The sequence below is a fragment of the Syntrophobotulus glycolicus DSM 8271 genome, from assembly GCF_000190635.1.
GTDB classification, from domain to species: domain Bacteria; phylum Bacillota; class Desulfitobacteriia; order Desulfitobacteriales; family Syntrophobotulaceae; genus Syntrophobotulus; species Syntrophobotulus glycolicus.
The window spans coordinates 1,089,409-1,108,058 of record NC_015172.1 but is presented as its reverse complement, the minus strand read 5'-3'; the positions used below and the strand labels follow the sequence as shown (position 1 = coordinate 1,108,058).

Annotated in this window: 20 protein-coding genes; 10 read left to right on the top strand and 10 right to left on the bottom strand. The window is 56.7% G+C overall.

Annotation, left to right across the window (positions count from 1 at the left end):
- Positions 1-17: 17 nt before the first annotated feature.
- The 8 genes from SGLY_RS05610 to SGLY_RS05575 all read left to right on the top strand — a co-directional run bounded on the left by SGLY_RS05610 (position 18) and on the right by SGLY_RS05575 (position 6,321).
- On the top strand, positions 18-338 hold the full coding sequence (locus SGLY_RS05610; RefSeq protein WP_013624307.1) for a (2Fe-2S)-binding protein: 321 nt from the start codon (positions 18-20) through the stop codon (positions 336-338).
- Positions 331-1,431, top strand: coding sequence for an NAD(P)/FAD-dependent oxidoreductase (locus tag SGLY_RS05605; protein WP_013624306.1), 1,101 nt, complete (start codon positions 331-333; stop codon positions 1,429-1,431). Before SGLY_RS05610 ends, SGLY_RS05605 begins: the two co-directional genes overlap by 8 nt.
- Positions 1,428-2,198, top strand: a complete 771-nt coding sequence (locus SGLY_RS05600; protein WP_013624305.1) for a (2Fe-2S)-binding protein — start codon at positions 1,428-1,430, stop codon at positions 2,196-2,198. Before SGLY_RS05605 ends, SGLY_RS05600 begins: the two co-directional genes overlap by 4 nt.
- The gene (locus SGLY_RS05595; protein WP_013624304.1) at positions 2,191-3,312 is read left to right on the top strand and encodes an NAD(P)/FAD-dependent oxidoreductase; all 1,122 of its coding nucleotides are present in this window, start codon (positions 2,191-2,193) and stop codon (positions 3,310-3,312) included. Before SGLY_RS05600 ends, SGLY_RS05595 begins: the two co-directional genes overlap by 8 nt.
- 24 nt (positions 3,313-3,336) lie before the next feature.
- Entirely contained in the window at positions 3,337-3,837 is a 501-nt protein-coding gene (locus SGLY_RS05590; RefSeq protein ID WP_013624303.1) for an L-2-amino-thiazoline-4-carboxylic acid hydrolase, read from the top strand.
- Positions 3,838-3,961: 124 nt separating this feature from the next.
- Positions 3,962-4,810: a transporter substrate-binding domain-containing protein gene (locus SGLY_RS05585; protein WP_013624302.1), complete on the top strand. Its 849-nt coding sequence runs from the start codon at positions 3,962-3,964 to the stop codon at positions 4,808-4,810.
- A gap of 74 nt (positions 4,811-4,884) precedes the next feature.
- Complete coding sequence (locus tag SGLY_RS05580) at positions 4,885-5,586, top strand: amino acid ABC transporter permease (RefSeq protein WP_013624301.1); 702 nt, start codon at positions 4,885-4,887, stop codon at positions 5,584-5,586.
- 15 nt (positions 5,587-5,601) lie between these two features.
- On the top strand, positions 5,602-6,321 hold the full coding sequence (locus SGLY_RS05575) for an amino acid ABC transporter permease (protein ID WP_013624300.1): 720 nt from the start codon (positions 5,602-5,604) through the stop codon (positions 6,319-6,321).
- Between the two features lie 184 nt (positions 6,322-6,505).
- On the opposite strand, the gene vapC is transcribed toward SGLY_RS05575, so the two are convergent.
- The 7 genes from vapC to SGLY_RS17030 form a co-directional block, all read right to left on the bottom strand.
- Positions 6,506-6,895, bottom strand: a complete 390-nt coding sequence (gene vapC, locus SGLY_RS05570) for a type II toxin-antitoxin system VapC family toxin (protein ID WP_013624299.1) — start codon at positions 6,893-6,895, stop codon at positions 6,506-6,508.
- Between the two features lie 2 nt (positions 6,896-6,897).
- On the bottom strand, positions 6,898-7,095 hold the full coding sequence (locus SGLY_RS05565; RefSeq protein WP_013624298.1) for a type II toxin-antitoxin system VapB family antitoxin: 198 nt from the start codon (positions 7,093-7,095) through the stop codon (positions 6,898-6,900).
- A 51-nt stretch (positions 7,096-7,146) separates the two neighbouring features.
- A complete protein-coding gene (locus SGLY_RS17845) occupies positions 7,147-7,314 on the bottom strand; it encodes a hypothetical protein (RefSeq protein WP_174260703.1) in 168 nt (55 codons plus the stop codon).
- 147 nt (positions 7,315-7,461) lie between these two features.
- Entirely contained in the window at positions 7,462-12,285 is a 4,824-nt protein-coding gene (locus tag SGLY_RS17035; protein WP_013624297.1) for a cell wall-binding repeat-containing protein, read from the bottom strand.
- 23 nt (positions 12,286-12,308) lie between these two features.
- Positions 12,309-12,608: a hypothetical protein gene (locus SGLY_RS05550; RefSeq protein WP_013624296.1), complete on the bottom strand. Its 300-nt coding sequence runs from the start codon at positions 12,606-12,608 to the stop codon at positions 12,309-12,311.
- 258 nt (positions 12,609-12,866) lie between these two features.
- Complete coding sequence (locus tag SGLY_RS05545; protein WP_013624295.1) at positions 12,867-13,181, bottom strand: type II toxin-antitoxin system RelE/ParE family toxin; 315 nt, start codon at positions 13,179-13,181, stop codon at positions 12,867-12,869.
- Positions 13,168-13,455: a type II toxin-antitoxin system RelB/DinJ family antitoxin gene (locus SGLY_RS17030; protein WP_013624294.1), complete on the bottom strand. Its 288-nt coding sequence runs from the start codon at positions 13,453-13,455 to the stop codon at positions 13,168-13,170. Before SGLY_RS17030 ends, SGLY_RS05545 begins: the two co-directional genes overlap by 14 nt.
- 126 nt (positions 13,456-13,581) lie before the next feature.
- On the opposite strand from SGLY_RS17030, the gene SGLY_RS18090 reads away from it, so the two are divergent.
- Positions 13,582-13,731 (top strand): hypothetical protein, encoded by a 150-nt coding sequence (locus SGLY_RS18090; protein WP_169312012.1) that lies wholly within the window; start codon positions 13,582-13,584, stop codon positions 13,729-13,731.
- 226 nt (positions 13,732-13,957) lie between these two features.
- Positions 13,958-14,644: a response regulator transcription factor gene (locus SGLY_RS05530; protein ID WP_013624293.1), complete on the top strand. Its 687-nt coding sequence runs from the start codon at positions 13,958-13,960 to the stop codon at positions 14,642-14,644.
- A 75-nt stretch (positions 14,645-14,719) separates the two neighbouring features.
- On the opposite strand, the gene SGLY_RS05525 is transcribed toward SGLY_RS05530, so the two are convergent.
- The 3 genes from SGLY_RS05525 to SGLY_RS05515 form a co-directional block, all read right to left on the bottom strand.
- Complete coding sequence (locus tag SGLY_RS05525; RefSeq protein ID WP_242822984.1) at positions 14,720-16,297, bottom strand: sensor histidine kinase; 1,578 nt, start codon at positions 16,295-16,297, stop codon at positions 14,720-14,722.
- Between the two features lie 561 nt (positions 16,298-16,858).
- Positions 16,859-17,263 carry a flagellar export chaperone FliS gene (gene fliS / locus SGLY_RS05520; protein WP_013624291.1) on the bottom strand — a complete coding sequence of 135 codons (405 nt, stop codon included), beginning with the start codon at positions 17,261-17,263 and terminating at the stop codon, positions 16,859-16,861.
- A gap of 94 nt (positions 17,264-17,357) precedes the next feature.
- Positions 17,358-18,599 carry a flagellin N-terminal helical domain-containing protein gene (locus SGLY_RS05515; RefSeq protein ID WP_013624290.1) on the bottom strand — a complete coding sequence of 414 codons (1,242 nt, stop codon included), beginning with the start codon at positions 18,597-18,599 and terminating at the stop codon, positions 17,358-17,360.
- Between the last annotated feature and the right edge of the window lie 51 nt (positions 18,600-18,650).

Genomic DNA, 18,650 nt, shown 5'->3' with positions numbered 1-18,650 from the left:
GCAGAAAGGATTTACTGATGAGAATTATCAATCATCCCATTTTGGGCCAGTTATCCCTAAAACAGACGGTGACAATTTGGGCCGATGGGGAGAAGCTAACCGCGCTGCAGGGGGAAACCATCGCCAGCGCTCTGCTCGCCAACGGGCGGCATATCCTGCGTCACACGGCGCGTTATGGGCAGCCGCGGGGGATCTTTTGCGCAATCGGACGATGCACAGACTGTGTGATGACGGTAAACGGCAGTCCCAATGTCCGGACCTGTGTGACCGAGGTCCAGGAAGGCATGGTGATCACTTCAAACTTTGCCGGGCAAAGGGGGGACACCGCCGATGAGTGATTCCTATGACGCTCTTGTGGTCGGCGCCGGACCGGCCGGACTGAGTGCCGCCATCGAAATGGCCGGGCTGGGGGCCAGGGTTTTGGTCGTCGATGAACATTCCCGTCCCGGCGGGCAGCTGTTCAAGCAAATTCATCAATTTTTCGGTTCCCATTCCCACAAAGCCGGGATTCGGGGCTTTGCCATCGGTGAAGAGCTCCTGTCCGAGGCGACAAGGCTCGGGGTGGAGGTTTGGCTGAATAGTGTGGTTTGGGGGATCTTCGACAAAACCGCCGCCATCCTCCGCAATAACAGCAGCCAGCTCAGCGTCAAAGCGGCCAAAATCATTCTGGCTACCGGGGCGACGGAAAATTCCCTTACCTTCCCGGGCTCCACCTTGCCCGGTGTCATGGGCGCCGGGGCGCTTCAAACCCTGATCAACATTCACCGGGTTTCTCCGGGCAAGCGCGTGGTCATGCTGGGCTCCGGCAACGTCGGGCTGATTGTTTCTTATCAGCTGCTCCAGGCCGGCCTTGAAGTGGCGGCCATCGTGGAAGCCAGACCGCAGATCGGCGGCTACGGAGTGCATGCGGCGAAGCTCAGACGGGCCGGCGTTCCGATTATTGTCGGGGCAACCATTCAGCAAGCTCTTGGTCAGGACCATGTCCACAGCGTTGAATTGGTGCGGCTGGATCAGGATCAGAGACCGCTTGCCGGGAGCGAATGGATTTTAAACGCGGACACAGTGGGGATGGCGGCAGGCCTTACTCCTTTGGCGGAATTAGCCTGGACCTGCGGGTGCGCGTTTGTTTTTTCACCAGTATTGGGCGGACATCTTCCTCTTCACGACAGCAATATGGAAACCTCGGTGGACGGTTTATATGTCGCGGGGGATATTGCCGGGGTGGAGGAAGCCAGCACGGCGATGGAGGAAGGCCGGCTGGCCGGGATTGCGGCGGCCGAAGCGCTGGGTTTCTCTGATCAGAAAACAGCGGCCGCCCAAAAGGAAGCTGTCCGGGCCCGGATGGAAACGTTACGGTCAGGGCCCTTTGGCGCGGCACGCCGTCTGGCCAAAACGGAAATCTTCAAGCAGCGGGAGGGATCAGCAGGATGAAGGGCTTAACTTATACCGGCTTTTTGAGCGACGATGAAGTCAGAGCGCTGCTGCCGTCCCCTGAGCGGATGGCGAAAGGCCCTGTCGCCGTCATTGAATGTACCCAAAACATTCCGTGCAATCCGTGCGAAAGCGCCTGCCCTTTCGGCGCGATCACCATCGGGGAAGAGCTTACCGCCTTGCCTGTGCTCGACCAGAGCAAATGCCGGGGCTGCGGTTTGTGCGTCAGCGGCTGTCCCGGCTTGGCAATTTTTCTTGTTGACGCGGCTTACAGCGAGACAGAGGCCGCGATTTCCCTGCCTTATGAATACTGGCCGCTGCCGGCGGCCGGTGATCTGGTCAAGGGCCTGGACCGGGCAGGACATCCCGTTACGGAGGCCCGGATTATTCACGTTGACACTTTGGAAAAAAATACTGCCACGGCAGTGATTACCCTGGCTGTGCTGAAACAGTTTATGCATGAGGTCCGCAGCTTTGCCCCGGCAAAGGAGCAAGAGCGCCGGGAATTCGTCTGCCGCTGTGAAGAAATTACGGCGGCGGAAATTCGCCAGGCGGTCCGGGAAGGGGCCAAAACTGTAACCGACGTTAAGTTGGCCACCAGAGCCGGAATGGGTTTATGTCAGGGACTGACCTGCCGCAAGAAAATCAGTCAGATCATTGCTGAAGAAACAGGCCGGCCCCTGGATGAGCTTTTCCCCGCAACAGTACGGCCCCCGGTCCGGCCGGTACCGCTGGGCAGCTTGGCCGGAGGTGAAGAGAATGAGTGACATCCCAAAAGTCGTTGTGGTCGGCGGCGGGATTATCGGCACCGCGATTGCCTATTATCTTGCCGCCAGGGGATACCGGCCTGTTTTGCTGGAACGGAAGAATATCGCCGGCGGAACCTCAAGCGCTTGTGAGGGAACGGTGATCATGCAATCCAAAGCCCCGGGGCCGAAATTGGAAATGGCCCTGCAAAGCAGAGCTTTATATGCCTCCTTATCGGAAACCCTCGGCTACGACGTTGAATATGAAGAAAGAGGCGGGCTGGTCGTTATTGAAAATGAACAGCAGGCCGCTATTATGCTAAATACCATCGAAAAGCAACGGTCTTTCGGCTTGAAGGTTGATCTGCTTAACATTAAAGAAACCCGCGAATTGGAGCCGCTGCTGAGCGAAAATCTGTGGGGAGCCGCTTACAGCGAGGCGGACGGACAGGTCAATCCGATTTTGGTGGCCCGGGCCTACAGCCGGGCGGCGGCCAGACTTGGCGCCGGCATCCGGGTTGGTGTCAACGTGACAAGCCTGCTTGTGGAAAGCGGTCAGGTTCGGGGGGTCATGACAAGTGAAGGGCCTGTCTATGCCGATTGTGTGGTAAACGCTGCCGGAGTGTGGGCGTCCGCGCTTACCGCCCCCCACGGTTATGAGCCCTCCCTCGTTCCCCGGCGCGGTCAAATTCTGGTCAGCGAACCGCTGCCGCCATTGATCAATCACATCGTGCTTTGCGCCTGTTATCTTGCGGCAAAGCACCATCCGGAGCTGTTGGACAGGAATAATCGCCATCACCGGCTGGGGGTAGGAACAGTGATTGAGCAAACGGCTGCCGGCCAGCTGCTGATCGGCAGCACGCGGGAATTCGCCGGTTTCAATGACGAGACCACCCTGGAGGGGATAAAAAGTGTGGCGGAGCATGCGGTCAAGCTGTTCCCCCGCTTGGGAAAGGTCAATATCATTCGTACCTTTTCCGGCCTGCGGCCCAAGACCGCGGACGGCATGCCGGTCATCGGTCCGGTGGAAAGCCTGCCGGGCCTGATCATGGCCACCGGGCACGAAGGAGACGGCATCGCTTTGGCTCCGATCACCGGTACCCTCATCGCTGATCTGGTGGAAAAAATGATCTGAATCTGAATGGAAAGGAGTCCTGTCATGGAAGAAAAGCAGTTTTCCCAAAGTGAAGTGCGGGATATTGTCGATAAAATGGCCAGAACCTTAGCGCTTTTGTATCATTTCCTGAGCAGCGAGGTGGTTGCCGATTTCGGCAGCAAAGGAGAAGAGGCGGTGCGCCGGGCCATTCATCAATATGGCAAGCTGCGCGGGGAAAAGATCCGGGAAGAAGTCGCCGCCTTGGGCTTGCCTTTGACTGTGGAGAATCTTTCTAAATATTATGATTTGCCTTTACCGCTGGCCTGGATTTCCGAAAAGATTCGCCAGGAAGAAAATTGTCTGGAAAAAAAAGTGACCTATTGTCCGTTTGCCGAAGAGTGGAAGGCGCTGGGCGGTGAACAACTCGGGCTGATTTATTGCGAACAGGATCTTTGCATGCGTCAAAGCTATAATCCCTGTTTTGATCTGCGGCAATTCACCAATCTTCTCCAGGGTGATCCCCATTGTCATACCATTGTTCAACAAATGAAGAATAAGAGCTGATCCTCCGCGCCCGGAAGAGCCTCCCGAATACTCAAGACGACAGTCATTCACCGCAAAAAACAAAGGAATGTTTACTTCGTCTTTTCATATAAACCAATACATCTATCTTAGAGGAGAGAATGCAATGAAAAAGTGGTTATCCTTTCTTTTGGTACTGGCCATTTCCATCAGTTTTGCCGGATGCGCCAAACAGGCCGCGCCCGCGGAAACTGCCCAAGATGGCAAGACCGTTGTAAAAGTCGGAATAGGCAATGAGTTTTCGCCGCCGTTCCTGTTGCTGGATGATCAGAAGCAGCCGATCGGGTATGATATGGATTACCTCAATGAGCTCCAAAAGAAGCTGCCGGAATATCAGTTCCAATATGAGCTGGGCGGAGATGAAACCCAGCTGATTGGCACGAGTACAGGGAAGTATGCCTTTGCCATCAATTTTTATTTTAAAAATGCCGAACGGGCCCAAAAATTCCTTTATCCGGAGAATCCCTACGGATACTCCGCAACGGCGCTGGTCACCAAAACCGACCGGAATGACATCCAGAGCTTTGGAGATTTGGTCGGCAAGAAATTGACACCCATGGCGGCAAGCGGGGGGCTGCGCGGCATCATCAATCATTACAACAGTACTCATCCGGATAAACAGGTGGCTATCGAAAGTATTGACAATCCCTCTCATGCCGAAAATCTGAAAACGGTTGCCAACGGGAAAGCCGACGCCAGCTTTTTGAACGCAATCACTTTTCAAGAGGTGAATAAAAACCTGAAGCTGGACTTGAAGATCAGCGGAATCGTATCCAAAGAGCCGGTTTATGTTGTGTTTAATCAAAGCCAGACTGAGCTGGCCAAAAAAATAGACGCGGCCACGGCAGAAATGACGAAAGACGGCACATTGACGAAGCTTTCTGAAAAATGGTTTAATTTGGATTTGTTCCAGGATCTTGATACGGTAACCAAAGCCTATCAAAATCACCAGTAATTTCATGAGCGCTGCGTTTGCGGGTGCAAGAGACGCAGCGCTCCATTTTTCTAGACGGAAAGAGTGGAAACGTGATGGAAAATATCGGGATAGACGGCCTGGGCAAGCTCGTACTGCAAATCGCTGAAAAACTGCCGGTGACCATATTCGTGGCGGCATTATCCTTTATGTTCGGCCTTGCATTGGGCGTGGTTATTGCTCTCGTCAGAATCAAAAAAAGGCCTGTACCTTATGCAATCGCTACTCTTTACGTGTCTTTTATGCGCGGGACACCTGCTTTGGTTCAGCTTTTCTTAATTTTTTACGGCTTGCCGCAATTGCTGCTTCTGCTGAATATTGATATCAATGACTGGAATGTGGCGATCTTTGCCATCATCACCTTTTCCTTACATATTGCGGCCTTTTTATCGGAAGCCATCAGATCCTCCTATCTGGCGGTCGGCAACGGGCAGCTGGAGGCGGCTTACAGCATCGGCCTGAACGATTTTCAGGCTCTGCGCCTAGTTATGCTGCCGCAGGTCCTCAATCTTTCCTTGCCTACTTTGGGCAATAATGCCCTGATCTTACTGAAAGAAACCTCTGTTGCTTTTACGATAGGGTTAGTGGACATCATGGGACAGGCTCAGGTTTATTTGCAAATTCACTATGGGATGAACATGTTTGGGGTTTATCTGCTGATCTCGTTGTTTTATTGGCTCCTTTGTCTTGCTATTGAGCGTGGTGTCGCTTATATGGAAAAGAGATATGCCAAAATTCATATCGGTCTTTCCAGGTAGGAGAGTGATGAATCGTTGAATATTTTCAGTCTGGATTTTGCCCTGAAGCAATTTCCCGCGGTATTGAGCGCGGTGCCGGTGACACTCCTCATTGCGGTTGTTTCCATGTTTTTGGGCATGATCTTGGGGCTGCTGATTGCCCTGTGCCGAATCTATAAGGTACCGGTGCTGTCTAAAATAGCTGCCGTATATGTTTCATTTATCAGAGGAACCCCGATTTTAGTCCAGCTTTATGTCTTTTTTTACGGGACTCCGATCGCCCTTGGCTTTCTTAACCGGGAGTTTGCCGGAATATTTCCCGATGAGATCCCCCCTTTGGCTTGTGCCTTATTGGCCTATACCATCAATGCTTCCGCCTATCATTCCGAATATATCCGCTCGGCCTTGAATTCGATCGATTCCGGTCAGATCGAAGCTGCTTATTCCGTTGGGCTGACCACTGCCCAGGGGATCTGCCGTGTGATATTGCCGCAGGCCTTGATCATCGCCCTGCCCAACTTTGTCAACGTCTTTATCGGATTAATTAAAGGATCGGCCGTTGTCTTTGCCATTAAAGTGGTGGAGATCATGGCGGTCGCCAAAATCATTGCCTCTGAAGGATACCGGTTTTTAGAAATGTATTTTGATGCCGCGATCATTTACTGGGTAATTTGTTTGCTGTTGGAACGGCTGGTTGCCCTCCTTGAAAAACGGCTCAGGAATCGCGAGGCAAAAATAGACGGAGTGAAAGGATAATCTCGCGGAGCTGATTATCCAGGGTGTCCACACGGGTGATTCTCAGCGCCCCGGATATGCTGCTGCCCTTAACCAGGAAATAAAACGCCTGGTTAAGGGCAGCAAAAAAATCCTCCCCAACTGTTCAGAATTCCGAACAGCCGGGGAGGATTTTTTATCAGTTATCCTTTTTTATTTTCCTTCTTTATAAGAGGCGTATCGGCAGGTATGCGGCAAAATGCTTAAAGTCCTGATCGGTCGTATAAATCAGGAGGTCATGATTGCCGGCTGCCGCGCAAATCAGAAAATCAATATGGGAACCCTGCACGCCATGTTTCCGGCAAATATTGTCATACTGAGCGGCAGTTTCATAATCATAGGTCGTAATCGGCAGATCGTCAAACTGCCCCAGCTTTTCTTTCAGATCGGAAAAGACCGCTTCATTGGAAATCCCGGATAAAAGCTCCTGCCGAACAGGTCCAATGATCACCACAAGCGCTTCCCTGATCAACCCGGACAATTTTTGGGCAAACTCGCCTTGTTCATGGCGCCGCAAAGCAAGAGACCACACGGATGTGTCCACCAGTACTTTCATCTTCAGCGCTGCCTCTCTTTTTTGTAGTCATAATCTTTGTCATATTCAATTTTGCCGAAGAGGGCGATAATATCCGCTGCTTTACGTCTCTTGATAAACTCCTCCAAGGCCAGGTTGACCGTATCTTTTTTTGTTTTCAGGCCGCCTGCCTTTAGGGCGGCATCCAATAGTTCCGAATCAATAGACAAATTTGTCGCCATGAAACATCACCCTTTCTATGTGTAACATTTTACACATTTGTATGTGTGAAGTCAACGGAATGTTCCTGCGATGCACCCGACCAGCAATGCCTGGTAATATTTGAGCACGGAGGTATAAAAAACGGGGCCGGTAAAGAGCAGGAAGCGGCCGCGGATATACTGCCCCAGATAAAGGGACAAAAAGACCGTCAGCACCACCACGCTGGGGTATTCCGGCATAAAGGACAGGCGGCCCGGAATAAAGGAAAAATAGGTCCAGGCCTGGCTGCTTGCCGGTCGAAAAAGGCAGCCCGCTGAGCGGGCTGCCTCTTCTGTGATCGGTCTTATTCTTGCTCGGTCTATTCTTGCTCGGTCTTATTCTTTGCCTTACTTGATGGCGTCCGCCGCTTCAGCGGATACCGCTCCTTCCCCGCCCAGGATGAGAACACTGTCCAGGGTCAGGCTTCTGATATAGGCCGCGGTTTCCTCTCTGAGCCGGGTTTTTTCCGTTAAGAGCACCGGATAGCCGTTCTTCGCCGCCAGCGGAGCTCCCGCCAGGGCGTCGGCAAAGCCTTCCCCTGTGGTGACGACGACTTGCTTCGCCTCCGTGTCCGCTCCGTAGTGCCGGGCGACGGCCAGCGCCGTCAAGTAACGGTCCGCTCCGCTTAAACGTTCGGCCTTGATTCCCAGCCCGGTGATCTCTCCCGCCGCCGATGCTGTCACGGCTCCCTCGCCGCCCACAATGACGATGCTTTGGATTCCCCAGTCTTTCAAGGCCTGTTTGCTTGCTTCATTTAAGCTGTTACCGTCCGTAAACAGAATGGGCGTTCCTTGCCCGGCCGCGAATGGAGCCACAGCCAGCGCATCGGGGTAGTTTTCTCCTGTCGCCAGAATAACGCTGTCAAAGGTTTGCAGGGTTCTGATCTTGGCGCCCACCGCCACCGCTGTCCGGTAACGGTCGCTTCCCTGGAGGCGTTCGACCTGGTATTTCTCTTTCAGCTTTGTTTCAATGCCCGCTGAAACGCTGCCCGTTCCCCCGATGATGTAGACCGTCTTCGCCTGCAGGCGCTCGATTTCTTTGAGGGCGGCCTGATTCAGAGTTTCCTGGCCCGTCAGGAGTACCGGCGCCTCCAGGACGCCCGCCAGGACCGAGCCGCTTAAGGCGTCGGCATAGGCTTCCCCGCTGACCAGGACAACGCTCTCCGCCTGTTCCCAGCCCTTTTGGCTGACAGCGGCGGCCGTTTCATAGCGGTCCTGACCGGAGATCCGTTCTTTGGCGACCTTCCCCATGATGAAGAAGCTGCACAGGTGGCTGGTGCTGACCGTGATCCTGCCGTTCTGGTATTGTCCGCCCAATTCCACGCTGTGCCCACGATCATCTGTCTTGTAAACACGTAAGGAAGCCGGGTCGATTCCGCTCAGCGCCGCCCCGGGGATATCGAAGGTCAGGGTGAGCGGCCCGCTGAGCTGGGTAATGGACGCGCTCCCCCCGTTGCTCACCTGATTGAAGGTGACCTGATAAGCCACTCCGATCCCCCTGAGATCCGGAGCCTCCTCGTGGAGCGCGCCGAGAGCGGACGCTCCGCTAATGGGCTCGGCCCCGATCCGCAGGCTGTTTCCCGTGCTCATGGGCGGCACGGTGTTGGGAGGCAGGGCGATTTGCATTCCGGGGTATTGCAGGCTGACGGTGAGACCGCCGCTGTTTTGCCGGCTGAGGTCGGAACCGCTGAACACAGCGTTGGCTCCCCTGGCCAGGGTGACGTTGGCCTGGCTCTGTCCGTTATTAATGGCCTGATTGATGCTTGCTCCGGCCTCGGTTCCCGAACTGGTGCTCCCTCCTCCTCCGCCGCCTCCCGAACTTTGCGGGATCGCCTCAAACTCCGCTGTTGCCGTCACGGCCTGTTCCGGCATGGTGAATTTGACCGTCTGGCTGGTCCTGTCCGTACTTTCCACGAAAGTGACGTCCGGGCTGATGCTCCACCCTTTAAAGCGCTTGCCGGAGGGGGGCTGGCCGGCCGTGAGGGTGACCGTATCCCCGGAGGCGTATTCTCCGCCGCCGCTGCCGCCGGTCACCGTGACCTGACTTTTGATCGCGCTTCTTACGGTGATCACCGCTGTGAAATCTTCGTAGTTGTCACTGGAGACGATTACGGAGACGGTCGCGGTTTTGTCCGCTTCCGCCACGTCCTCCACTTCCAGGGTCAGGGGGGAGGTGACCGGGCCGGAGGACGGCTCGCTGCTCAGCAGTCCGTCCCCGCTGTTGCTCACCGTCTCGATCCTATAGACCACGTTGTTCAGGCCGGATACCTCCGGCAGCAGGTCCGTCAAGTCAAATGGGTAGCTGGCCGCGAGGCCGGTTTCCACTTTCAGGGTCCGGTTGATCCCGCTCACAGTGGCCTTGCCGATGGTATAATCGCCAAGGCTCACGCCCGTTGCGGCCCGATAAGCCGTGCCCGCGGCGATATCCGCCGTCACCGCGTAGGTACCGGCATTGGCGGGAACGGTTGCGCTGCCGTTGTAGTTGACCGTGATCTCTCCCAGGCCGCTTACACCGCTTTTGGCGGTCACAGTGCCGATGCCCCGGGGGCTGCCTGTGTAGATATGGTCAGTGGGCAGGGTAAATTGCAGATCCCCTGCCGCCGGGGTGCTCTTCAGATGATCCCCGAGCGCTCCGTCCTGGCCGTTAAGCCCCGCCAGCACAGGCGCCCGGTCGTTGGCCAGCGTCCAGATCGCGCCATCCCAGCCCAGGGTCGTGGTCCAGAAAGCCGCGGTTCTGAGCGCTGCCGGGTCGGCGTTTGCTCCGTTCAGGTCTGCTCCATTGGCCGCTCCGATGACGTTGTTTTGCGTGGTGCTGCCTGTGGTCACACTCATTTCCGCAAAGGCGTGGTTGTTTATTCCTCCGGAATTCCCCGCCACGCGCCCGACATTCGTTTTCCCGGCAACCGAGGGGTTGAGGGCCGCGCAGTTTTTGAAGCTGCCGATGCCGTACCAGTAGCCGGCGATCCCGCCCACGTATTCGCCGTAGGAGATATCGCCGTTCACGGCCCCCATGGCATAGCAGGCCTCCAGATATCCGGGGACCACATTGCCCGCGATGCCGCCGGCATAGCTTGCGCCGCTTACGGTACCGGTGGCGTAGCAGTTCCTGACCGTGCCGTTAAGAATGTCTCCCACGATGCCTCCGGCCTTATCTCCCGTGGCCTGCACCGTGGCGGTCACATAGCATTGTTCAATGGAAGCCGTATCGACGGCCTGGCTCATGGAACCGGCGATGCCGCCGACCTTTACGCTGCCGCTCACCGTTCCCGTGACAGAACAATTGGTAATGGCAGCCGCTGTGGCTGTATCGGGAACCTTGAGCAGTACCCCCGCTATCCCGCCGGTGCTTTCACCGCCGCTGATATTGACGCCCGTCAGCCCGAGGTTTTCGACGGTTCCGTTCCTGACATAGCCGAACAGCCCGCTGTAGGTCGCCGTCGCCGGTCTGCTTATGGTCAGCCCGCTGATGGTCTGGTGATTGCCGTCAAAGCTTCCCCGGAAGGAGTTGTCCACGTCCGTTCCAATGGGGGTCCAGCCCGCGCCTTCGGCATAAGCGGAGAGGTCCAAAGGGCCGGTCAGCCGGTAATAGGCCGCCTGATAAGCGGTATTGCCCGCGTTGATCAGTTGCGCCAAGCGGGCCAGCTGGGCGGCACTTCCGATCAGGTAGGGGTCCTCAGCCGACGTCCCCGCCCCTTGGAAATAGTGTGGATTCGGCACAAGCGCATTGCTGTTGTTTGCCTCTACATTCAGATTGCCGGTGTAGCGTACGCCCTCCACCGTCAGGTCGACGTCCGCCGCGCCCTCCGGCAGCCAGAAGTAGAGCTTGCCGTCCGCAGCGGTCTTTACGCCGTCCAGGCTGTAGCTGCCCGAAGCGGGAGTGACCGTGCCGGTCACCGCCTGAGCCGCGCCCGCTCCGCTCAGGGTCAGGGTGGTCAGGTAGACAGGGGTGCCGGCGGCATTTTGCGGGGCGGGAGCCAGCGCGCCGTTTGCTTTAACACTGCCGCCGCTGATCACGATATTCCCGATGTTCCACTGAACCGCCCCTGTCCCCCCGGTAATATCCAGCGTGCCGCCGCTGACCGCGAGGTGGGGTTCCTGCTCACTGAGGCTTGACCCAATAGCGTAAATTCCGGAGCCGCCTCCGGAAGCCGTGATCGTGCTTGTGCCGGCAACCGTAAGCTTTCCGCTTGGTTGGAGGCCTTTGCCGCCCGTACCCAGGCTTTCGGCCGTGATCGCGCTGTCCTTAATGGTCAAGCGGCCCAACTTGGCGCAGATGCCGCATGCACTTATACTGTCGGCGGAGGCGGAAACCGTGCTGTCGTTTTCGATGGTCATGTCCTGTTCCGCATAAATTCCGCCTATCGACCCGGGCGCGGTCACCGTGCTGCCGTCTATGCTGACCGCCCCATTCGGGACCTGAATGGCAGTGCCTGCGACTTTTGGTGATCCGGAGACCATAACCGCACTGCCGTTTTTAATGATGAGATCGGCCGGAATGGCCGAATAGGCTTTCCCTACCTCAATCCCGTTACTTCTGCTTTCCCCCTGCGCGGTGAGGGTACTGTGATCAACCGTCAGATCCCCTTCAACATACAGGTCACCATTCGCCCATAATGCGCCCTTGCTGGAAGCGGTGACCGTACTGTCTTCCAGCGTCAGACCGCCTTTGACATAAATCCCCTCGCTTTGATCGATTCCTTCGGCCCGGACCTCGCTCCCCTTGACGTTCATGTCTCCTTCAACACGAATGCCGTAGCCGAATTCGCTGCATACAGCTGTGACCGTGCTGCCGTTTCGGACAGTCAGCTCGCCTGCTGCGTAAATCGCTGTGGCGATGCCGCTGCCGGCGGAAACGGTGATCTCCGCCCCGTCGAGCACCAGATGAACACTGCTGTTGGCGACAGCTATCTTTTTCAGCCCGCTGTTTGTACCCGTAAGGGTGAACGTGTTGTCGCTGCTCCCATCGCCGCCGTAAATCTGGAGCGTTTTGGCGCTGTCATAGTACGACCACTTGTGCCCGTCACTGTTAGGATAATCCCGCGTCAGCCGGGAAACGTCCAGGGTCGTTTCCGCCTGGGTCAGCTCGTCCGCCCATACCGCCGCCGGCAGCAGGCCCAGCAGCAGGCAGGCCGCCAGCAGCAGGGCCAGGATTTTTCTTCCTTTTGCTCTCATTTCTCTTTCTCCTCCTCGTCTTTTCAAATGCTCCCCTGCCGGTTGAGCAGGGTCATGATTTCCCCCAGGGCCAGGCGGGGGCCGCCGGGCCAGAAGATACTTTTCCCGTCGGTGCGGGGCCGCGGCAGCAAGGCTTCCGCCCGCAGGCAGGCGTAGGCCGGGTCCTCGTCCAGCAGGGGCCTGAGGTTGAACAGGATCAGACTGCCATTGCTGAGCTCGATGTCCAGGGTTTGGTTATCCAGGGTGTCCACGCGGGTAATTGTCAATATGGCCATAACCTCCTGTCCCATAGAATTTGGCTTGCCCGCCGTCAAGGCGGGCATTTTCCGTTTGGCCTTTCCGCCGGTCTTAAAGATAGCAAATTTTCCGGGAAGGATGGGCGGGGATAACAAAGCTGTTATCCGCAAATTTTGATTGCAAATAAAACAGGAGCTTTACAGCTCCTGTCCTTATCGTGATTTTTACGCCGTTTAACGGCTCCGGGTCTCCAAGTCCTTCCTATGGATGCCGGTATAGACTCAAAGTTACTCTTTTTCCATTGCTTCTAATTCTGCCATTGTTTTATGATACTTTTGTTCCGGCTAAAGGAGACTTTTGTCTGTATCCTGGCGGCAGTCTTGAATATCATAAACATAAACTGCATCACCGATTATTTCAAAGACGCAGTGATATCGTCCGCTAAACAATTTATACCTGAGTTCGGCATCAATAGGTGTTTGGGGTATATAAACCGGACAGCTTTTTGGGCTGTCCTCAAGAAATACAAGGGCTTTTTCCAATTCCAAATAAAGTCGCTCTGCCGCCGCAACACTGACTCGTGCAAGAAATTCAACGTGTGAATACATTCGGCCGTATGCGGCATCGGAAACCTGCACCGAAAATTTATGAGTCGGCATTTTTTGTACCCTCTGCGATAGCTTCTCTCATATGTGTCAGAAATTCATCTTTGGTATAAAAATGTCCTCCTGCTTTGCGATATTCAATCGCCTCGCGAATAGCCGAATCATGATCAGTGACATGAGTTACAGCGAACGGAATACCACCTGCTTCCATAGAGGCCACCAAAAACATCCGGATTGCCGTTGATGTGTCGAGCCCCAACGATGTAAACAGCGCGTCGGCAGAATCTTTTAACTTATCATCCACTCGGACCTGAATGGTCTTTGCCATAAACACAACCTCATTTCATTGGATTTGTAGTGCAATTATATTACATATGAAATGAGTTATCAATATGTTGATATTAATTTAAAGGTAATCTAAAGGAAGAGGCCGCCCGGACGGGCTGCCTCTTCCTTGATGCAAATTATCCTTTTCGATCGGTTTCCCGCTTACAGTCCCAGAAGATCCTTCAGCGCTGCCGCCATCGAGGCGGGGACGGCCCGGGAGCCGCCGATCAGGCGCAGTTCCCTCACCTGGCCGTTCATGGCCTTCTGCCGGTATTAAAGATAACAAATTCCCAAAAAAACAAGCCCGCGCGCATGCCGGACCTGTCCCCTTTCTGCCTGAGGCTTGTCCCAAATTCGTCACCGGTGACGAATTTGGGACAAGCCTCAGACCCCCTTTCGTTTTCCGCCGGTTTGCGGGCTGATCCTAGGGGAAGGTATGGTATAATGAACAAAAAGAAAAGCCGCCCCTGCTTGCAGAGGGACGGTCCGGGAGGCGGGGTAGGATGAAGAAGACGCGGATTCTGCTGGTGGAGGATGAAACCGATGTGCTCCAGGTCAACCGCGCGTTTCTGGAGGAGCAGGGCTATGAGGTGTGCTGCGCGGAGACCCTGCGGGAGGCCCGCAACTGCCTGTGGGAAAGCCCGCCCGATCTGGTCCTGCTGGATGTCCTGCTGCCGGACGGCTCGGGCTATGATTTCTGCCGGGAAATCCGGGAGATCTCTCTGGTGCCTGTGATTTTCCTCACCTGCATGGGCGGGGACGGCCATATCGTGACCGGCCTGGACCGGGGCGGGGACGATTATATCATCAAACCGTACAGCTTTTCCGTCCTCCAGGCGCGGGTGGCGGCTCAGCTCCGGCGGCGGGGGACGGTCACGGGGGAAATTTCCCTCCCGCCCCTGCAGATCAACCTGACCTCCGGCCTTGTCCGCCTGAACGGGGAGACGATCGACCTCACCCGCAAGGAATTCCTGCTGCTGCTCTACCTGGTGGAAAACCGGGGGCAGGAGCTGAGCCAGGCCGGGATCTACGAAGCGGTCTGGAGCGCTCCCCCGGAAACGATGGGCAATACAGTGCGGATGCATGTCTCCCGCCTGCGCCAGAAGCTGCGGCTGGATGAGGGCAGCGCTTTCGAGCTGTCCGCCGCCGGTCAGAATTACATTTTCCTGCGAACGGTCTACGCGCCCTGAGACGGCTCCCCGGCAAATTCTTATTCTAAAAATTCTGTTTATCATATATGGGATACGCCGAGGGCCTCCGTCTTTTTACGGAGCGTCGTCCGCCGGCAGGGTGAACCTGACCCGGGTTCCCCGGCCGGGGGCGCTCTCCACGCTGATCTCCCCGCCGTGGGCTTCGATGATATATTTACAGATGTACAGCCCGAGGCCCGTGCCGGTATCCCCGCCGGCCCGGGCTTTTTCCATGCCGGAAGGACGGCTGTGATAGCGCTCGAAGAGACGGGCCAGGCTTTCGGGCGGGATGCCCTCGCCGGTATCGGCCACCGTGACCGCGGCCTCTCCTTCCCCGCCCCGGACGGTGACGGTGATTTCCCCGTCCCGGGTATGGCGGACAGCGTTGGTCAGCAGATTGACCAGAACCTGAATGATCCGGCTGCGGTCGCAGAGGACCGGGGGAATGTTCCCCTCCTTTTTCAACTTCAAGGTGTTGTGGTTTTTGGAGAATACGGGATAGTAATCGTCCAGGGCAGCCTGAATGATTTCCAGGGCCGATTCTCTTTTCTTTTCCATGACCATCCGGCTCTCGTCAATACGGCTGACATCCAGAAGCTGGGAAACCATCAGGGCCATCCGGGCCGCCTCCCCTTCGATCAGGCGCAGGGAGCGGGCCGCTTCCGCCAGCTCGGGCCGCTGGGGCAGGCTGCTTGCGGCATGCTGGCTATGGCTGCTGACCACAGTAAGCGGGGTTTTCAGCTCATGGGAAACATTACCCAAAAATTCCGTTTTCATCCGGTTCAGCCCGGCCAGGACTTCCTTTTCCAGGGCCAGCTTTTGCTCCGCCGCTCTGGCCTCGGCGAGCACCCGGTTGTTCATGAGGAAAAGGGAGACGGTCTGGGCCAGGACAAAGATCAGCATGGCGGCCTCGCTGACCGGGACGTTGAGGTGCGTTCCCCCGAAGAGATTGCTGTACATCAGGATATCCCCCACGGCGGCCAGGTAAAAGACGGCGATCCCGTATAAAGCGGCGGCCTGCTCCCCGGCGGGGCGGCGCATCTGCCAGAACAGCCCCGTCACCCCGCCCACGATGCACCCGACCAGCAAGGCCTGGTAATATTTGAGCACGGAGGTGTAAAAAACGGGACCGGTCAAGAGCAGGACGAGGCCGTAAATTCCGGAGCCGGTGATCGCCGCGGCTTGAACGGCGCGCAGGAAGCGGCCGTTGATATACTGCCCCAGATAAAGGGACAAAAAGACGGTCAGCAGCACCACGCTGAGGTATTCCAGCATAAAGGACAGGCGGCCCGGAATAAAGGAAAAATAGGTCCAGGCCTGGCTTTGCAAGCCCTCCCGCAAGACCATGGCCAGGCAGGCCAGGGCAAACCAGAGGGTGGCCCGGCTGCCCGGCTGCAGCAGAAAGATGCAAAGCAAAAACAGGGCGGCGCACAGCAGCGCGCCCATGACCAAGAAGCCCTTGCTCTGCGCCGATAAGCCGGGCTGGACTGCCGGTCCGGTTTTCACCAGGCTGAGCTGGGCCAGGGAGGCCCCGCGTTTGGCATGGTAAAACTGGGCGCTGTGCAGGATAATGTCCATTTGACCGTCCTGCGGGGCCGCGTAGCAGGTGATATTGTTCTCCCAAACCTCGGTGTCCTGCCGGGTGGTCCCCAAGCTGCCGGTCTGCCCGGCCGGCTCGCCGTTGACATAGACCCGCAGGGCGTGCCGTCCGGAAAGCTTAAAGGTCAGGGCATAAACGCCGCTGCCCGCGGGCAGCTTCAGAACGAAGCGCTGGGACAGGTAGTCGGCGCGCAGCTGGGCGTAGCGCTCCACGCTTTCCGGCTGGGCGGCCCCGGGGTTTTCCGGCGCCAGGTAGGTATTGGGATAGTAGGTTGTCCCGGGCGCCAGGCGGATCACAGTTCCCTCCAGGTCCGTAAGAGCGGACAGGTCGTAGACCCCGTTTTGTTCGCTCACGGTCACACTGGCGGGCGCGCCGCCGATCATCCCCGGCAGCCTGACCAGAAAAGCCAGGGCGGCTATCGTCAGCAGGGCCGCCAGCAGGACCGCCGCCAGCTTATGTTCAGAAATCATGGTTCCGGGCCGCACTCCTCCGCCTCCCCTCTCTCTGCGCGTTGACTCCGGTTCCCTGCGCAGCCATTTGTTCCATCATAGCGCAATCCGGCCTCATCCCGCAAGACAACTCTTGAGGGAAACGGCAGCCCGGCCCTCCTCCCTCTACTTTCCGTCGTTTGCCGGGCGGCCGCCCCCGGCAAGCTCGCTGGCCTGGGCCCAGGTGTCTCTGAGCTCTCCGGCCAGATGCAGGACCTGCTCCAGAGCCTCGCGGTCCTTTTTGACATTGGCCCCGGTCAGAAGCCGGTACATACAGGTGTACAACTGGGACAGGCTTGCGGAAATTTCATATTTTTGATCAAGGGTGTTCTCCAGGTAGAGGAGAATTTTTTTGGCTTTGAGGATCCAGTGATGGGTTTTTTCAGGATCTTTCTTTTCCATGGCCTGCCCGGCCTGCCTGAGCGCCTGGACCAGATGGGTGTATAGCAATAACGTTAATTTTTCGGGACTCGCTGTGAAAACGGCCGCCTGCAGGTAGTTTTGCCGGTATTGTTTTTGAAGCATGCTCATTGCCGCCGGGGCTCCTTTCCGCATCCGCTCCCTACGGAAAAAGGCCTTAGAAACCTAAGGCCTTTTTCCCGGACAGATGATTTGCAGCGTTTTTTTATTGGAGCAGGGTCAGCACCTGCTGGGGCTGCTGATTGGCCTGGGCCAGCATGGCCGTGGCGGCCTGAGTCAGCACGCTGTTCTTCGTGTACTCCATCATTTCCGCCGCCATATCGACATCGGCGATCTGGGACTGGGCCGCGCTCAGATTTTCCGCGGCCGTGTCCAGGTTATTGATGGTATGCTCCAGACGGTTCTGCACCGCCCCCAGATAGGAGCGCTGAGCAGATACCTTTGAGGTGGCCTGATCAATCACGGAAATCGCGATATTGGCCCCGTCCTGGCTGGACACATCCAGATTGGCGATCCCAAGAGCGTCGGCCCCCATATCCGATATGGTCACATTCATGGTCTGACCGGAGTTGGCCCCGATCTGCAGAACGCACCGTCCGTCTGTGGCCTTGCCTTCCTGGGCGGCGGTGGTTTCGCTGAAGGAAGAAAGGATGCTGGACGCCTCCGCGTTTTCCTTCCCGTCCGCACCGTAAACCTCAACGGTTATCGCTCCGATCGCGCCCGCAAACCCGGCTCCAAAGGCCGTCAGGGCGATATCCCCTGTCGAGGCGTCAACGACGGCCGTGCCGTCGGCGGCCAGATCAGCCAGCCCAAACAGGGTGGCCAGAGTGTCACTGCTGCCTACGGTCAGGGAAGCGGTCTGCAATTCCCCGTTGACCGACCAGGATACCTTGATCGTATCGTTTTCTTCTATGCCCAGGTTGTCCCCGTTGTCATCGGTTAAGGCCGTCAGGACATCCGTGCTTGCTGTTGTTGAAAGCTGGGTGTTGGTCAGGACATTGGCCGAGTCCGCCGCCACGATGCCGCTCATCGAACCGTCCAGCAGGTTCTTGGTGTTAAACTGAGTGGTCTGGCTGATGCGGTCCACTTCATCGATCAGCTGGGATAATTCATCCTGGATATTGACCCTGTCGGCATTGGTATTGGTATCAGAGGCGGCCTGGACGGCGAGCTCCCTCATTCTTTGCAGGATGCTCTCGGTCTCCGACAGGGCTCCTTCCGCGGTCTGGACCAGGGAAATCCCGTCTTCCGCGTTGCTGCTGGCCTGATCCAGGCCCCGAATCTGGCCCTTCATTTTCTCGCTGATCGCCAGGCCCGCCGCGTCGTCGGCCGCACTGTTGATCCGCAAGCCTGAAGATAATTTGGCTAAGGAGCTGTTGGTGCTTTTCTCGTTTTGGGTCAGTTGGTTCAACGTGTTGAGGGCCGCGATATTGCTGTTGATTTTCATGGTGGTTTACCTCCTTGTTTTTCCTCCGGCGGACTTCCTTTTCCGCCTTTT

Excerpts from the sequence above, each read along its gene's own strand:
- SGLY_RS05580 (WP_013624301.1), top strand. The coding sequence starts at position 4,885 with ATGGAAAATATCGGGATAGACGGCCTGGGCAAGCTCGTACTGCAAATC.
- vapC (WP_013624299.1), bottom strand. The coding sequence starts at position 6,895 with ATGAAAGTACTGGTGGACACATCCGTGTGGTCTCTTGCTTTGCGGCGC.
- SGLY_RS05515 (WP_013624290.1), bottom strand. The coding sequence starts at position 18,599 with ATGAAAATCAACAGCAATATCGCGGCCCTCAACACGTTGAACCAACTG.
- SGLY_RS17845 (WP_174260703.1), bottom strand. The coding sequence starts at position 7,314 with ATGCCGGAATACCCCAGCGTGGTGGTGCTGACGGTCTTTTTGTCCCTT.
- SGLY_RS05600 (WP_013624305.1), top strand. The coding sequence starts at position 1,428 with ATGAAGGGCTTAACTTATACCGGCTTTTTGAGCGACGATGAAGTCAGA.
- fliS (WP_013624291.1), bottom strand. The coding sequence starts at position 17,263 with ATGAGCATGCTTCAAAAACAATACCGGCAAAACTACCTGCAGGCGGCC.
- SGLY_RS05565 (WP_013624298.1), bottom strand. The coding sequence starts at position 7,095 with ATGGCGACAAATTTGTCTATTGATTCGGAACTATTGGATGCCGCCCTA.
- SGLY_RS05595 (WP_013624304.1), top strand. The coding sequence starts at position 2,191 with ATGAGTGACATCCCAAAAGTCGTTGTGGTCGGCGGCGGGATTATCGGC.
- SGLY_RS05610 (WP_013624307.1), top strand. The coding sequence starts at position 18 with ATGAGAATTATCAATCATCCCATTTTGGGCCAGTTATCCCTAAAACAG.
- SGLY_RS17030 (WP_013624294.1), bottom strand. The coding sequence starts at position 13,455 with ATGGCAAAGACCATTCAGGTCCGAGTGGATGATAAGTTAAAAGATTCT.
- SGLY_RS05585 (WP_013624302.1), top strand. The coding sequence starts at position 3,962 with ATGAAAAAGTGGTTATCCTTTCTTTTGGTACTGGCCATTTCCATCAGT.
- SGLY_RS05545 (WP_013624295.1), bottom strand. The coding sequence starts at position 13,181 with ATGCCGACTCATAAATTTTCGGTGCAGGTTTCCGATGCCGCATACGGC.
- SGLY_RS05590 (WP_013624303.1), top strand. The coding sequence starts at position 3,337 with ATGGAAGAAAAGCAGTTTTCCCAAAGTGAAGTGCGGGATATTGTCGAT.
- SGLY_RS05530 (WP_013624293.1), top strand. The coding sequence starts at position 13,958 with ATGAAGAAGACGCGGATTCTGCTGGTGGAGGATGAAACCGATGTGCTC.
- SGLY_RS05550 (WP_013624296.1), bottom strand. The coding sequence starts at position 12,608 with ATGCCCGCCTTGACGGCGGGCAAGCCAAATTCTATGGGACAGGAGGTT.
- SGLY_RS17035 (WP_013624297.1), bottom strand. The coding sequence starts at position 12,285 with ATGAGAGCAAAAGGAAGAAAAATCCTGGCCCTGCTGCTGGCGGCCTGC.
- SGLY_RS05605 (WP_013624306.1), top strand. The coding sequence starts at position 331 with ATGAGTGATTCCTATGACGCTCTTGTGGTCGGCGCCGGACCGGCCGGA.